General features: G+C 49.3%; 19 protein-coding genes. 4 read left to right on the forward strand and 15 right to left on the reverse strand.

Annotated elements, in window-relative coordinates; genetic code table 11:
* Positions 1-486: PD-(D/E)XK nuclease domain-containing protein (locus LDL35_RS04845; protein WP_304020063.1), on the forward strand; the 486-nt coding region annotated here is incomplete at its 5' end.
* Between the two features lie 84 nt (positions 487-570).
* Here the strand turns inward: LDL35_RS04845 and LDL35_RS04850 are convergent.
* The 15 genes from LDL35_RS04850 to LDL35_RS04920 form a co-directional block, all read right to left on the reverse strand.
* On the reverse strand, positions 571-1,146 hold the full coding sequence (locus LDL35_RS04850; protein WP_304020065.1) for a TIGR00296 family protein: 576 nt from the start codon (positions 1,144-1,146) through the stop codon (positions 571-573).
* Positions 1,147-1,198: 52 nt separating this feature from the next.
* Entirely contained in the window at positions 1,199-2,407 is a 1,209-nt protein-coding gene (locus tag LDL35_RS04855; protein WP_304020066.1) for an NAD(P)/FAD-dependent oxidoreductase, read from the reverse strand.
* Entirely contained in the window at positions 2,404-2,577 is a 174-nt protein-coding gene (locus LDL35_RS04860) for a 4Fe-4S binding protein (protein WP_011448151.1), read from the reverse strand. The genes LDL35_RS04855 and LDL35_RS04860 overlap by 4 nt, the downstream gene beginning before the upstream one ends.
* A 47-nt stretch (positions 2,578-2,624) precedes the next feature.
* Positions 2,625-3,746 (reverse strand): endonuclease Q family protein, encoded by a 1,122-nt coding sequence (locus LDL35_RS04865; RefSeq protein WP_304020067.1) that lies wholly within the window; start codon positions 3,744-3,746, stop codon positions 2,625-2,627.
* 2 nt (positions 3,747-3,748) lie between these two features.
* Positions 3,749-4,504, reverse strand: a complete 756-nt coding sequence (locus tag LDL35_RS04870; protein ID WP_304020068.1) for a proteasome assembly chaperone family protein — start codon at positions 4,502-4,504, stop codon at positions 3,749-3,751.
* A 66-nt stretch (positions 4,505-4,570) separates the two neighbouring features.
* Positions 4,571-4,720 carry an RNA-protein complex protein Nop10 gene (locus tag LDL35_RS04875; RefSeq protein WP_011448154.1) on the reverse strand — a complete coding sequence of 50 codons (150 nt, stop codon included), beginning with the start codon at positions 4,718-4,720 and terminating at the stop codon, positions 4,571-4,573.
* Positions 4,717-5,511, reverse strand: a complete 795-nt coding sequence (locus LDL35_RS04880; RefSeq protein ID WP_011448155.1) for a translation initiation factor IF-2 subunit alpha — start codon at positions 5,509-5,511, stop codon at positions 4,717-4,719. The genes LDL35_RS04875 and LDL35_RS04880 overlap by 4 nt, the downstream gene beginning before the upstream one ends.
* Positions 5,512-5,518: 7 nt before the next feature.
* Positions 5,519-5,707 carry a 30S ribosomal protein S27e gene (locus LDL35_RS04885; protein ID WP_304020071.1) on the reverse strand — a complete coding sequence of 63 codons (189 nt, stop codon included), beginning with the start codon at positions 5,705-5,707 and terminating at the stop codon, positions 5,519-5,521.
* Between the two features lie 5 nt (positions 5,708-5,712).
* Positions 5,713-5,991 carry a 50S ribosomal protein L44e gene (locus LDL35_RS04890; protein ID WP_011448157.1) on the reverse strand — a complete coding sequence of 93 codons (279 nt, stop codon included), beginning with the start codon at positions 5,989-5,991 and terminating at the stop codon, positions 5,713-5,715.
* A gap of 38 nt (positions 5,992-6,029) precedes the next feature.
* On the reverse strand, positions 6,030-6,710 hold the full coding sequence (locus tag LDL35_RS04895) for a hypothetical protein (RefSeq protein ID WP_304020072.1): 681 nt from the start codon (positions 6,708-6,710) through the stop codon (positions 6,030-6,032).
* Positions 6,700-7,866 (reverse strand): DNA primase small subunit PriS, encoded by a 1,167-nt coding sequence (locus tag LDL35_RS04900; RefSeq protein ID WP_304020073.1) that lies wholly within the window; start codon positions 7,864-7,866, stop codon positions 6,700-6,702. Before LDL35_RS04900 ends, LDL35_RS04895 begins: the two co-directional genes overlap by 11 nt.
* Before the next feature lie 3 nt (positions 7,867-7,869).
* A complete protein-coding gene (locus LDL35_RS04905) occupies positions 7,870-9,438 on the reverse strand; it encodes a tRNA uridine(34) 5-carboxymethylaminomethyl modification radical SAM/GNAT enzyme Elp3 (RefSeq protein ID WP_304020074.1) in 1,569 nt (522 codons plus the stop codon).
* A gap of 4 nt (positions 9,439-9,442) precedes the next feature.
* Positions 9,443-9,709 (reverse strand): UPF0058 family protein, encoded by a 267-nt coding sequence (locus LDL35_RS04910; RefSeq protein ID WP_143709381.1) that lies wholly within the window; start codon positions 9,707-9,709, stop codon positions 9,443-9,445.
* 163 nt (positions 9,710-9,872) lie between these two features.
* The gene (locus LDL35_RS04915; protein WP_304020078.1) at positions 9,873-10,346 is read right to left on the reverse strand and encodes a UPF0179 family protein; all 474 of its coding nucleotides are present in this window, start codon (positions 10,344-10,346) and stop codon (positions 9,873-9,875) included.
* A 4-nt stretch (positions 10,347-10,350) separates the two neighbouring features.
* Positions 10,351-11,430, reverse strand: coding sequence for an NAD(P)-dependent glycerol-1-phosphate dehydrogenase (locus LDL35_RS04920; RefSeq protein ID WP_011448163.1), 1,080 nt, complete (start codon positions 11,428-11,430; stop codon positions 10,351-10,353).
* 14 nt (positions 11,431-11,444) lie between these two features.
* Between LDL35_RS04920 and LDL35_RS04925 the strand changes: the two genes are divergently transcribed.
* From LDL35_RS04925 to proS, 3 genes are all read left to right on the forward strand, one after another.
* Positions 11,445-12,290, forward strand: coding sequence for a DUF63 family protein (locus LDL35_RS04925; RefSeq protein WP_304020080.1), 846 nt, complete (start codon positions 11,445-11,447; stop codon positions 12,288-12,290).
* A gap of 37 nt (positions 12,291-12,327) precedes the next feature.
* Positions 12,328-12,852: a stage II sporulation protein M gene (locus tag LDL35_RS04930; protein ID WP_304020082.1), complete on the forward strand. Its 525-nt coding sequence runs from the start codon at positions 12,328-12,330 to the stop codon at positions 12,850-12,852.
* A 10-nt stretch (positions 12,853-12,862) separates the two neighbouring features.
* On the forward strand, positions 12,863-14,057 hold a 1,195-nt coding region (gene proS / locus LDL35_RS04935; RefSeq protein WP_304020083.1), incomplete at its 3' end, for a proline--tRNA ligase.

Here is a 14,057-nt window from a genome sequence, read left to right on the forward strand (position 1 = left end):
TATAAGCAATTTGTAAACAGCCAGTTTGAAAAAGGGGATCTATCATCTGGTATAACCTCATTTCTCTCAGTATTTCTGGAGAACAAAAAAGCAGAGATACTTGAGCAGACTTTACAGAATCTTACTGTCAGTCTTGTAAGTTTCTATGATCTTGCACGACTTCCTGAAGCAGTTTTTCATGCCTTTGTACTCGGCCTTCTCGCAAATCTGAGATCTATCTATGATATCAGATCGAATGCAGAATCAGGACTTGGAAGGGCTGATATCCTGATGATACCAAAGACAGCCGGCTATCCGATCGGATATGTGATAGAATTTAAATCAATATATCCGGATGATGACATGGAAAAATCGGCACAGGAGGCATTAACGCAGATTCGGGAGAGAAAGTATGATGCATCAGTCTTACCCGGAGGGACAGAACCTGATAATATCCGATATCTTGCGATCGTACTTCAGGGAAAGAATGTGATGGTAAAGGAGTAAAATGAATCAATCGAGCATGATAATTCCAGCTATCACGAAATCAGGTGACATGACCTCAAATAAGATATATTCAGGTTCATTTACTCATATATGTGTTTCTCTCTTTTCTGAAAATATCTGCCCTTCAAACGTGAATATCTGAACCGAGGACTCCTTCCAGCATCCTCTGGGCAGCCCTGCCTTCATACAGGTATGGTCGAGAAATTCAGTCACATTCCATCCCCATTCCACCGGAACCTGGGGGAGCAGAAGACCGGATCGGCCATACCCTCTGACAATCAGCCCGTGTTTTCCAACCGTTATGGCTTCCGGCCGGTTTGCAGGAGCTACCTCCAATAATTCTGGTTCAGTCAGAACTGTCACTTCAACTGCGATATCTGGAAGTTCATTTGGTGTAACAGGGGGAAACCGTGGATCTCCGGTTGCTGCAGAGCAGGCTGCTTCACGGATGGCATCCCGGAGTGGCATGATGGCATTGGGAAATCCGATACAGCCCCGAAGATCGCCATGCTTGGTCAGCGTAACAAATACCCCGCGTTTTTTGGAGAAGACCGATGGAAATTCCGGTTCTGTATAGGGTTCCCGTGCAACATGCTCGTACAGTACATGGCGGGCATGAGAGAGAGCCAGCTCCCCTTCTGCTGATGTAAGTAGATCCATGTATGATTGATAGTCCCTGACAGTATTTATCTGTCAGGACAAAAAAGGAAGATCAGAATGAGTCAAGCAATGACTTCAGACCTGCTTTCCCAAGTTTTATTGCCAGCTTGGGATTTGCTGCAATGATATTTTTTATAAGATTTAAGGTATTGAAATCTGAAAGGTTCATTTTTGAGACTGAGTGCACAATTGCATTCAGATCATCATCATTCAATTTGACAAATACCTCTTTGATCTGGTAATTTCTCTCAAGCGCCTTTCCAAGATACGATGCTCTCCATGTCTCATCATAAGGCATCAGTGCCTGAGCAGATGTATCGCCTTTTTCAATAGCCATGGATCCAACGTCTCCGGCAAGTTTTCCGGTATAGAGAGCAGCATAGATACCACCACCGGTGAGGGGATCAGACACACGGGCTGCATCTCCGACGATCATGAGGTTGTTTGCAACTGTGCATGGGAGTGGCTGACAGATAGAGACACCACCGGCGATAAGCTCGATGGCCTTACCATTAGGAAAATTCCTGGCGACGAAACGATTCAGGTAGTCAATCGGCCGGTTTCCTGGTTTGCACCGGTCTCCACCGACACCTATACCCACGTTTGCGGTCTTGTCACCTTTTGGAAATATCCATACATAGCCACCTGGGGCGATGTTGTTACCCACGTAGAACTCGGTTGCATGAGCATCGATGTCAATCCCGGTCATCAGATACTGGGCACAGGTCTCCATCTCACGAAGAGGGACCGTTGTGTCAACACCGCACCAGCGTGCAAACTTTGACTCAACACCATCTGCTGCGATGGTAAGTCCTGCCCTGACTTCATGAGCAATACCCCCCTGATTAAGAATGGCGCCCTTTACCGCTCCATCCTCCATGATTGGGGTAACAGCACGGGTCTTTACCTGGATGTCTGCTCCTGCTCCGGCTGCCATCCAGACAAGGTCCCGGTCAAATACCTTGCGGTGTAGAACATAACCAACTTCTGCTCCTGCCTTTTCCGGTTCAAGTTCCATCTTAAACCCGTCAGGTGCGATGATATTGGCCTTCTCAATCTCGGCTGCAACCCACCGGTCTTCAGGCTTGAAGAACTCATGCATCAGTGCTTTTCCGACTCCTTCGGCACATCTGACCGGAGCACCAATGGCAGGGCGTTTCTCCGTGAGCAGGACAGAATATCCCTTCTCGGCAAAGGTCTTTGCAGCAAATGCTCCGCCAGGACCTCCTCCCACTACGAGAACATCATACTCGCGCTTCATTTCTTCGCCTCCAAAGCCCCAAGCGGACAGACACGGACACAGATCCCACAATTCTTACAAGTATTCGTATCGATATCCAGATAGGCATCGACAAGTTCCAGTGCCCCTTCCGGACAAACCGAGACACAACAGCCGCAATAGGCACAGATTTCCCGATGAACCTCGATCATTCCTTACATGGTTGACGCGAAATCCTTTAATGATTCGGGTATGGATCTCACAGATCAGGGATCTCAAATGATCCATACTTCCCACCGCCACCGGGATGAAGAATAATATGCCCCTCGCGAAATGACCGGATTGCTTTTGAAAGACGGATATCTATTGCTGCAATCTCTTCAGGAGGAGTTTTCATAAGAGTGGTAATTTCGTCACCGAACCGCTCAATGCAACGACAATAGAGATCTCTGCAGCGCCGGGTTGAGGGGCTTTTCGTATCAAGGACACGCTGAATAATTTCTGAAAGGGGGATAATATGAAGATAGGGCGGCCGCTCAGATACAGGACCTGATGAGAGGGATTGTGCACGCTCCTGAACACCTTTTTTTATCCTCCCGCCATCATCAGGACATTTCCATGAGATCGCTGCTGCTTCTTCAAAGGAGAACTGCCGAAAACATCTGCTGCATGCGGTCCGGTTATATTTTCCTTCCTCCGGGAAAAATCCGACATTCATCACGATCTTCGCCTGCTGAACGGCATTGAGCACCCCGATGGCATCTGTTCTTTTTAGGTCCAGGACGGTGAACTCTCGTCCCAACTTTGATGGTTCAGGACTGTGGGCATCAGAGTTGGTCAGGAACGGCACTGATGCAAGCTCAGCAATGCCCGCCCCATACCTACTGTCAGCCGACAGACCAAGCTCAAGGAGATCAACCGGTTCATCACCATAGCAGGATGAGAGTGACGGATGCACAGCGTATACCGATGTGTAGGGAGTAAATGCATGAGCCGGGCCACCAATACCCCCTACTGCATGGACATGAAAGAGGATCTCTTCTCCTGTCAGGGGCACACGGGGGCGGCCATTTGAATCCATGTCCCTGCTATGTGGCCCGAGCCTCTGTGCAAGATCTGCTGCTGCATCAAAATCAGGGAGCAGAATCACATGATGGACCCGGCCAGCTCCTTCAATTTCGGTCGTGGGAACAACGATGATATCATCATCAATAGAAGCATCCTGCCACATCCGTCTCCATTCCGGATGGAGAATATCACCAGTTCCAATAACAGAGATTCCTTTGACTCTGCATCCTTTGATGATCTCTTCAGGCGTCATCCGGGGTGATGATGCCATGGAAAAACAGGAATGAATATGAAGATCTGCTGCGGCCTGCATATTCAGCCGATGTATGAAAGCTCTTCCTCAGACTTTCTCTCCTGCTCTAAAAGCCGTTGGAGTGCTACTTCCATCTCACCTGCCCGTTCGGTCAGCTTTGCATCATCTATCTCAATACCCAGGAGCTTTGTCAGAACTGAAAGAACGGTCGTTGCACTCCTGGGATCGACGAGGTATCCGGATGTCTCGCCCATCAGGCAGATTCCCTCTATTCCGAGCGGTATTGAAAGACCGAGCATGAGTCCTGCAGCACCGATAATGCCGCCACCAGGCTCTCCTTCGCTGAAAATACCCCCCGCATCCTCAACCTGCTGCCTGAGATCCTCACGGTTCACAGCTGCAATAACCCTGGTAACCTCGTTGAAATGACCGACACCATACCCGCCAATGGTGTAAATCCGCCTGACTCCAAGCTGGTGACAGATATCAACATAGACCTGGGATAAAAGATAATGACCTTCTCCAGACGTACTCTGGAAATCACCGACCAGGAAGAGATATGTACCCTTCTCACCCGAATACCGGTATATCTCATTATTACAGAGACGGACAGTCCCCCCTTCCTGGATGATTACCTGAGGAGGGAAATATATGGAGTTGATTTCTGCAATCCGGACAGCCCCAAGTTCCTGGATCATGTGCTCAGCGACAAGTTTTCCCACATGCCCGATTCCAGGGAGACCTTCAATCATTATCGGAGCAGTCCTGTCTTCAGGAGCTATTAACTCCTCAAATCGTATGGTAATATCTTCCATCATTGCAGTAATCCTTGAGTGTTCAATGAATGTGTGTTCTCTGATACTGTTCTGATTCTTATATAAAAATCAGCGAATCATCCTCCGGTATTTTCCATATCGATCATCAGGAGAATACCTGGCAGGATGGGGAGTTATTGTGGGTTTCCCACAACTGGAACAAGTTTCAGAAAGAGTGTAAAGATTATCCGAGGGGCAGTATCTGATACGCCCTTTCATACATGCTTCCCGGACTTCGATTTCCGGCTGAATTTTCCTTCTCCACCGGCTCGTTTCAGAACACCGATGGCTGCACTTGAGGCCTTCTCAAGAGCTTTCTCGGCATCCTTGTAATTCGTTGCAATAACCTTGATACGGTAATTAGGAGCTCCGAGATAGGTAATCTCTATCTCTGCTCCGTCTACCTTCGGCTCTGCACTACGAAGGGCACGTCTGATGATATTTACCCCATCTGACTTGGTAGACCGCAGGAACAGGTCTCCGGAGATGGTAACCGATGGAAGTTTCACATTTTCGGTTGCAATGGTATACAGGGCATCAGCAAGCCCGGAGTCTATTTTAAGTTTATTCAGGGCATCACGGCCTTCGGTGACAAAGTCCTCAAAGGCTGCGTACAACTCACCATATTCACGATAGAGTGCACTTGCAATATCCTGGGCACTATCAGCCTTGCCAGCCGCTTCAGCCGCAAAACCGATCCATTTCTTTGCCTTGGATTCATTCTTCCAGACACGGATCTTCTCACGGCGCTGGTGCTCGTTGACATCCTTTAAAGAGAGATCGATGTGACCTTTCTGGGGGTCGACATTCAGTACCTTGCATACAACCTTCTGTCCCTCCCTGATGTGGTCACGGATGTACTTAATCCATCCACGGGCCACTTCCGCAATAGGGATCAGTCCCTCCCGGTTGTTATACTCGTCAAGCGTGACAAATGCCACGAAATCCTTAACATTCTGAACTGAACAGACGACAAGTTCCCCCTGTTCAGGCCACTCTCTCTCCTGCATCAGGCTCTCACTCAAGTGCAGTTATAATCTCTGCTTTGATTTGTGCTTTTCCACCGGTCGGGGTGGCAAGGTTTGAGCCACAGACAATACAGTCAACCGGTGTGCATGCACGGTCAAAGATAATCTGTTCATTCTCACAATCCGGGCATTTTACCTTGACAAACTTGCTCCGGTTCTCGCGTGTTAATTGTACCATAATAATTACTCCGTAAGTTCGAACTTTCCAACCCGGAATCCTGCTCTCAGGTGTGCTTTCTTGCATGCAGTGCAGCGGTACCGGATATTTACCTTCTTGGTCGGCTTGTCGCCTCCGGGGACTTTGGAGAATTTACCCATGTTCCCAACCTGTCCTCTCCGTGCTTTCTGACGATCAATCCAGTGGAGTCCGGTGGTTTTACCTTTTTTTACCTTCTCTACCTCATGCTCCTCATGTTTGTGACAGAAGGGACAATATGTGCGGAATTTTGCTGGCATCTTCATGATTTTGGCCACTCCTCGTGTATAGAATACCTACATCATTAGCCCGGATGGATATTTAAGACTATGTCGCGTTCAACCAGGACTTGTGCATTTCTTGAGGGGAGCGTGAGAATATCTCCTGCATCCATCTCATATGTCCGTCCGTCAATACCCATAAAAGGTTCCATACTGGAAAGCGCTAACACGATATCATTTGCAAAAGGAGCGTCAGAAGAGGTTTTTATCACAGGTTCATTATAATCGGACTCCTCTGCGCGGTTGATATCCTCAAGAACGGCAGGTTCAGAGCCCTCAACGCACAAGTTCTCCTCATCAGATCCCACGCGGACCTGCCGGGCAGGAGTTGCCTTCCATTCAATAAGCTGGGTTTTACTCTGCCGGATCGCATCAACTATCCGGTTAAACATCTCAAGTTCAGCAGGAATGAGTGAACGAAGCTCCTCACGCTCTATATAGGATCCCTCAGCCTGACTGAGCGCAAGCCCCACAATCTTGTCCGTCCGGATCTTGAACAATTCTTCAACCGTTGCCCTGACGCTGGATACCTTCTCGATGAGCAGACGGGCCTCATCTGAAAATGGATCCTCATGACTGTAGACCTCCTGCTGAAGTGACCTGATGTGCTCGGAGGTTTTCATGAACAGGTCAGGAGATATCATCGTCAGTTCACCGGTATCACGCTCTTCAAGAAGAATGGTGCGGAGTTCATCAAGATGCATGATCCAAAACCCCCCCGATCTCTGCCATCCCTCTGCAACAGAGAAATACTCCGACGGCTTCCGGGACTTTCAACCGGCCTTTCGGGATATCATAGGATGATCCAAGAAGTGAGAAGGAGTACTCCCGCTCTGATTCGATAATGACCTCACGCTCTCCAAAAGCAACCGCATCAATAAGCGGATCAAAATCATGAAGTTCCTTCACTTCCATCGGAACCACTTTAAAACCTGATTTTGCATGAAGAGAACCAGGTAGCCGGATAAGCCGCCGGGTATCTGTGGTGACCGGTTCATCAGCCTGCACTGCAGCCTCTCTTATATAGGGGAGAAGGGCACTCTCCCGCTCTGAAGTCAGGGCTCCAAAAACGGTCCTTACCGTCTGGTCACGGAGAAGGATCGATGAAGGATTGGTATGCAACAGTGTGATGAGTTCCGGTATCATTCCGGCAAACCGTTCTGCCATGACCTGCCCGACACCACGTAGGGAAGATAATTCTGCTTTCACTTCTTTTGGAGGTCTGGTACTGAGATCCTGAAGATACCTGGCGAGGACGAGTCTGAACCGGTCATGCCATCCATGTCTCCCCGGTTTCCAGTCATGAAGGAGAAGAGAAGGACTGATACCGGTCCCGCAGACATAATCAACCAGCTCCCGCCGTTCAGCCGGTTCAAAATCGCGGAATGCCAGTTCCTGAACATGAACATGATACCCCCGTCCCCCTGAAAAGACCAGCTTTATCGTCCGCATGTCAATTCCCAGCTCATTGTCAAGGACATCCAGTAATTTTTCAGCCTCCCCCTTAATCCGCTCAAGCATCGCTTCATACGATCCCCGCATGATGTGATCCGCATCAAGATCAAAGATGAGATCTGCCCCCAGCCATTCCTTGTCACCCATGGTCGGAGCCTGCGGAGTCCGGTAATATGCTGTGGAGTAATACGCATGGGCAGGGACCAGACTTTTCACATACTCCTGCATCTCATCTCCGGATGAAAACCCGATATGACGTCTCATCCTGATATCTTCAGGGTACCGGTCATCAAAGAAGATAAACCCAAACTCCCTCTCCTTTACCGATGAAGGAGGAGATATTCTTGCTTTATCATAGTAATCGGTAAACCGCTGTTTTATAAATATCCGGGTAGCCGGTCTCATACCTTACAGATCCTTAATCATATAGGGGCCTTTCCTGAAATAGCCAAGTTTCTGATAGTAGGGTCTGACCCCGATCCCTGCCATGATCGCAACATGACTGTATCCGGCATCCGCTGCGAGCGTCTCTGCTTCAGAGAGAAGTCGTGTCCCGAACCGTCTGTGTTGCTGATCCTCACCTGATCCTTCCTGCCCGATCGGGACCACCATCCCATAGACATGAAGTTCACGGACAAATGCGGCATTTTCAGTCTCCGGTCGCCAGGGTTCTTTGGGGAACCGCAGTCGTGCGAATCCGATCAGCGAGTCATCAGATTCAAATGAGATAAACCGTTCCATACCCCCGCAGCACTCATAGGGCAGAATATTCAGGACCGGCTCAGCCTGTGATCGTCTCCTGCCTATCTCTCTGCACCTGATACATGAGCACCTGCCACCCCTCTTGTGCAGACGTTGTTTGGCCAGTTCCCGAAAGTTTGAATGAGGGGACCCTGCAACGATCTTATCTGCAGGAATATCCCGCTGGATTCGCTGAAGCCGGCAGTATGGTGCTATCTCCATCTTTGCATCGGCCACCAGATCGATGAGGGCGTCTTCATCATATGGTGCATACGCTCCCGACGTATAGAGCTCTTCGATCTTTGATCCAGGTGTGACCAGGCACGGATATATCTTTAGAAAATCCGGTCTGAATCGTGGATCTGCAAAGAGATCATGAAACATCTGCCGATCTGATGCAAAGGTGCTTCCTGGGAGATTTGGCATCATGTGAAACCCGACTTTGAGGCCTGCGTCACGAAGAAGCGTATTTGCTTCCACGGTATCTGCGACGGTACATCCCCGCAGGTTCAGGGTCAGGATCTCGTCGTCAAGGTGCTGTACTCCAAGCTCCACCTTTGTCACACCCAGGTCAAGCATCCGGTCAATATGTTCTTTCCGACACCAGTCCGGCCGTGTTTCAAAGGTTATCGCTACACACCGTACTTTGGACGTTTCATTTCTGGCAAATATCTCCTCACGGGTGGTGTCTGGTAACGGGATATCCGGGTATTCATTCATCGCCCTGATGCATTCGGTCACAAACCATTCCTGGTATGACGGCTCCCGGGCGGTCATGGTCCCTCCCATGACGATGAGTTCGGCCTTATCCACGTGATGCCCAAGCTCCTCAAACTGGGATAATCGTGCATGCACCTGATCATAGGGGATGAAATTGTGTGCAAAGGCACGTTTTGCGGCAGGTTCGCCTCCGGTATAGCTCTGGGGAGATTGAAAGAGCGAATCCGGGCCACCCGGACAGGGAAGGCAGATACCATGCGGACAGGGTGCTGGTGATGTCATGACTGCGACCGGGGCTACACCAGACAGAGTTCGTGATGGTTTTACCAGAAGAACAGGACGAAGCAGCGGATACTCCTCAGGGGTAGCGCAGGATAGAATATCTGAGTTCCGGGGAACAACCGGCAGACGATATTTTTTGCAGATAGTCTTGACTATCTTTCGAAGTTCTCGCTCACCGGGAGGAGTGGAGAGAATGAGAGAGATTATCTCCCGGCAGGCGGGGGTGATGTCCATGAAATTAGTTCTCAACAGCTATCTCAGAAGGTGTAGACATTTCATGGGAAAAACTTAGCATCGCCGGCTTACGCCCGATGTGATCGACAATCTCCTGACCAAGAACAAGAATCGCCTCTTTATGAGACTTTTTGTTTTTATGTATGTGCACCGGTGAAATATGCAAACTATTATACCGCTCTGTTGGGATTTCCTCATTGGTGATGGTTTCGTAGTACTTCCTGACATGAATAAATAGCATATGTAAATGTAGCAGCTCCTCTTTCTGCACTCTATCACCTGGAACGGTCACTTGGTATCTTCACCGGGGATAACATATAGGTTATGGGAATCTTTTATTAAAGGGAAGATGCAGAGGGGCGCATAAACCTCTAACTCCATGAACTGAACCTTTTTTTCTGCGCACCAGAGAGAGACCATGCACCGGATCTTCTTCAGGGTGTATATCGTGGCAAACCTTCCGGAAGGGGAACAACCCTTACCAAAACCGGAGATGGCCCTGTTCTGCACGGAGCAGGTTCACCTTCCAGCACATCAGTGATGATGTATTTTTGTCCCTCTACGACTCCTGTCGGATGACATGCCGCAAAAGTTTCACATGCTTCATCACATTCAGGAAACTTCACTACAATCGTGGTATTTTTCCTGGCTAAATCAGGAGATACACGCATTTCAACCGGGGCTTCCGCAACATCAACCGTGACCGCCCCCCCATGGTGAACAGGACACCGGTGTGAGGCAGCACGTATAGCTACCACTTCATACCGGCGGCCTGATTCAAGGTTATGACAGACCCGTGCAATAGTGCATGACTCACATTGATCTGCCCGGCCCATGTAGACAAACTGGGTCCCTGGCTGTGCATATACTGACCCGACAATGGTCACCCGTGTTTTTTTCTGCTCCATACCCTTACTCCTCGTATAACATCTGCACGAGATGCTCTGCTGATTCCCGTGTCAATCCCATATCAAGAATAGTGAACCGCTCAGGCCTTATATCCCGTGCTTTCATAAGTGCTTCAACAATCACCTCGTCTGGGATATTCAGCTCCCGGGGGGTGGTTGGGGCACCTATCCTGGCAAGTGAGGATCTGATCTCCCGCCAGTCCCCGCCATGCAGATACATAGTCATTATTGATCCGATTCCACATGCCTCCCCATGCAATGCTGCCCCCGGCATCAACCGTTCCAGTGCATGACCAAATTTATGTTCTCCTCCTGATGCCGGCCGTGATGAACCGGCGATTGCCATCGATACCCCTGATGAGACAAGGGCCTTGACGACAATCCAGGCAGCCTCTTCCTGACCTGGTTTTATAAGATTGGCATCCTTGACCAGTATCTCAGCGGTCATCTTTGACAGGGCAATAGCATACTCGCTGATCTGTTCTCCTCTCAGCCGGTGAGCCAGCTCCCAATCAAGAATAGCGGTGTAATTGGAGATGACGTCTGCACATCCGGATGCCATAAGCCGGTGGGGCGCCTGGGAAATAATCCCCGTGTCAGCGACTACTGCGATCGGGGGATGGGCACCGACTGAAACACTGCCGGTCTCGGTGGGAAGGGTTGCCCTTCCGGAGATAATTCCATCATGCGATGCTGCGGTCGGGACGCTGATGAACGGCTTGCCCTGCTTGTACGAGACAATCTTGGCACAATCAATAACTCTCCCCCCGCCAACACCAATAAGGAAATCCGCTGACGAAGAGGCCTGACTACATGCTTCAAGAGTATCGGCATCCAGTTTTCCTGCAACAAAACGTCTGACTTCGTACTGATCTTTCAAAATATCCGCGACGGTATTTCCTGCAACTTCACGGGTGGTCCCGCCTGATATGAGAAGAACTGATCGGCCGGGTTTTATATCCGCGATGATGTCAGGAAGTTGCATTATCGCCTGATGACCAATCAGAACGTCCCGTGGAAGCTGGGTCCATCTCGATTTATTGAAGCCATCCGGCTGCAATACCTGTACCGGGTCTGTGCTCATGGAGTTCTCAACACATGATTAGGGAATTCATCTACAAATATTACATAGATCCCATCCGTTATGGTCAGCCATATACTCTGGTTGATACCCTTACCTACGCACTCATCCTGCTGGTATGTATCTGGCTGATTTACCGATGGCTTATAGCAAACCATATCTCTATTGATCGGGAGTTTGTATATTCCCTGATTCCATGGGTGGTATTTGGCGGTTGTCTGCGGGTTGTCGAGGATACCGGGTTTATCGCATCCGACCTGCATGTGGTTTTTACAACACCACTAATCTTCTTCCTGATATTCGCACTGGCCATGCCGGTTCTCGTTATTGCAAATATGTGTGAGAAGAGAGGGTTGGTTCAGTCCTGGAAAAAACTCTTTCAGTGGACCGGGATAGCACTTACGCTGGTAACACTTGTGTTTCTCACTTGGTTTGGCCTGACAAGCGCCCATTTTGATGTACTGGTCGCTCTGGCAATCCTTACCTTGGCAACTGCTACAACCGGTCTTTTATATGTCATCATCAGGTATGGATTCGGATGGCAGTATATGCAGGACCGTCTCTATCAGATCCTGATATTTGGTCATATGCTGGATGCGAGCGCAACCTCATTTGGTATTGACCTGCATTCGGTTCCCTACAGTGAACAACATGTGGTAGGATCTGTTCTGATTGACCTGACCGGTACTGCGTTCGTTATGTTCCCGCTGAAACTGCTTGTGCTGATTCCGGGTATTTATATCCTCGAACTCTACCGCCGTGAAGGCGCCTCAGGTATCTGGTACCTGATTCTGCTCGCCATGATCATGGTCGGTCTTGCCCCTGGCATCAGGGATATGATGCGAATGGTGCTTTATGTCTGAAACGTTTAAAATTTCTCATTACCTGGCTATTTCAGGAATGATACTTATAGCCGGATTTGCAGCAGGATTTGCATTATCATATTATGATCCGGCATTTGGTGAGTCTCTGGTCAACCTGTTTCAGGAGATGGTAGCAGGTCAGATAATGGGTGATGATCCACCGGTGCTGGCCCTTCAGTTATTCCTGAATAACCTTGAGGCATGTGTCGTCATCTTCATCGGCGGTGCATTCTTTGGGTTTATCTCTGTTGCAATACTGATGCTGAACGGTGTGATCATCGGTGCAGTTCTGGAAGTAGTCAGAAAAGAAGCAGGATATATCGCACTTTTTGCAGCGATAGTTCCCCATGGGATCTTTGAACTTCCTGCCGTTATTGCATCAGGAGCACTCGGACTCATGATGGGGCGGGCAGTGAAAAATGAGTTGTCAGGAATTGCTGACGCATCATTTGAAGCATGGCGTCTTGGGGGATATTTTGTGAAATATATCATCCCGTTCGTTGCCATCGCAGCCGTAATCGAGGCATTTATCACACCAGCCGTCTTACAACTGGTGACATAGGAGCTCATGAATGGAGGAACAGGAAGGAACGCTCCCTCAAAAAGCGGATTTCTCAGGCTGGTACAATGATATCCTCTGGCGTGCGGAGATTATGGATGTCCGCTACCCGGTAAAGGGACTCTATGTATGGTTCCCGTTCGGATTTGGTATCCGGAAACGGGTATATGGCATTCTTCGGGAATTACTTGACCGGGACCATGAGGAGACCTTGTTTCCGCTTCTGATACCTGAACCGGAATTCATGAAAGAGGCTGAACATATCAAGGGTTTTGAAAACGAAGTCTACTGGGTCACCCATGGAGGGACTTCTCCTCTTGATATCAAACTCGCCCTTCGCCCGACCAGTGAGACTGCTATTTACCCGATGTATGCTCTCTGGGTCAGATCCCATGCTGATCTCCCGATAAAAGTGTACCAGATTGTCAATACATTCAGGTACGAGACGAAGCATACACGCCCGCTTATCAGGCTTCGTGAGATCACCTCATTTAAAGAGGCTCACACAGTCCATGCTACCTGGGAAGATGCTGAACGGCAGGTTGAGGATGCCATTGCACGATACCAGGAATTTTACGACCGGCTGAATATTCCGGTCCTGATATCTAAGCGTCCTGACTGGGATAAGTTCCCGGGTGCAGATTATACCATCGCTGTGGATACCATTATGCCGGATGGCAGAACGCTTCAGATCGGAACCGTCCATCATCTCGGCGATCACTTCTCAAAGACGTTCAGTATCCAGTATGAGGACACAAAAGGCCAGCAGCAGTACTGTCATCAGACCTGTTATGGCATATCAGAGCGATCAATTGCAGCCCTTATCAGTATGCATGGCGATGACCGAGGCCTTATGCTCCCACCCGAAGTTGCTCCGGTGCAGATAGTCATCGTCCCGGTTATTATGAAAAAGCGGGAGGAAGAAGTCATGCAGGCTGCAGAACTGCTTGAAAAGGAACTGCAGAATGCAGGATACCGGGTAAAGATTGACACCCGTGACCTCAGACCTGGTGCAAAATATTACTACTGGGAGATGAGAGGAGTTCCTCTCAGGCTTGAAATCGGACCACGTGATCTTGACAATGGTGTCGTTATGGGAGTTCTCCGGTCAGGCGGCAAAGAGTCACTTCCACGGGCAGATATCATTGCTGAAGTTAGCAGGAAGATGACGGAGTTCACGGCAGCCCTGCAGGAGCGGGCAAAAACCC

This window comes from Methanospirillum hungatei, from assembly GCF_020216685.1.
In the GTDB taxonomy this organism is placed as follows: domain Archaea; phylum Halobacteriota; class Methanomicrobia; order Methanomicrobiales; family Methanospirillaceae; genus Methanospirillum; species Methanospirillum hungatei_B.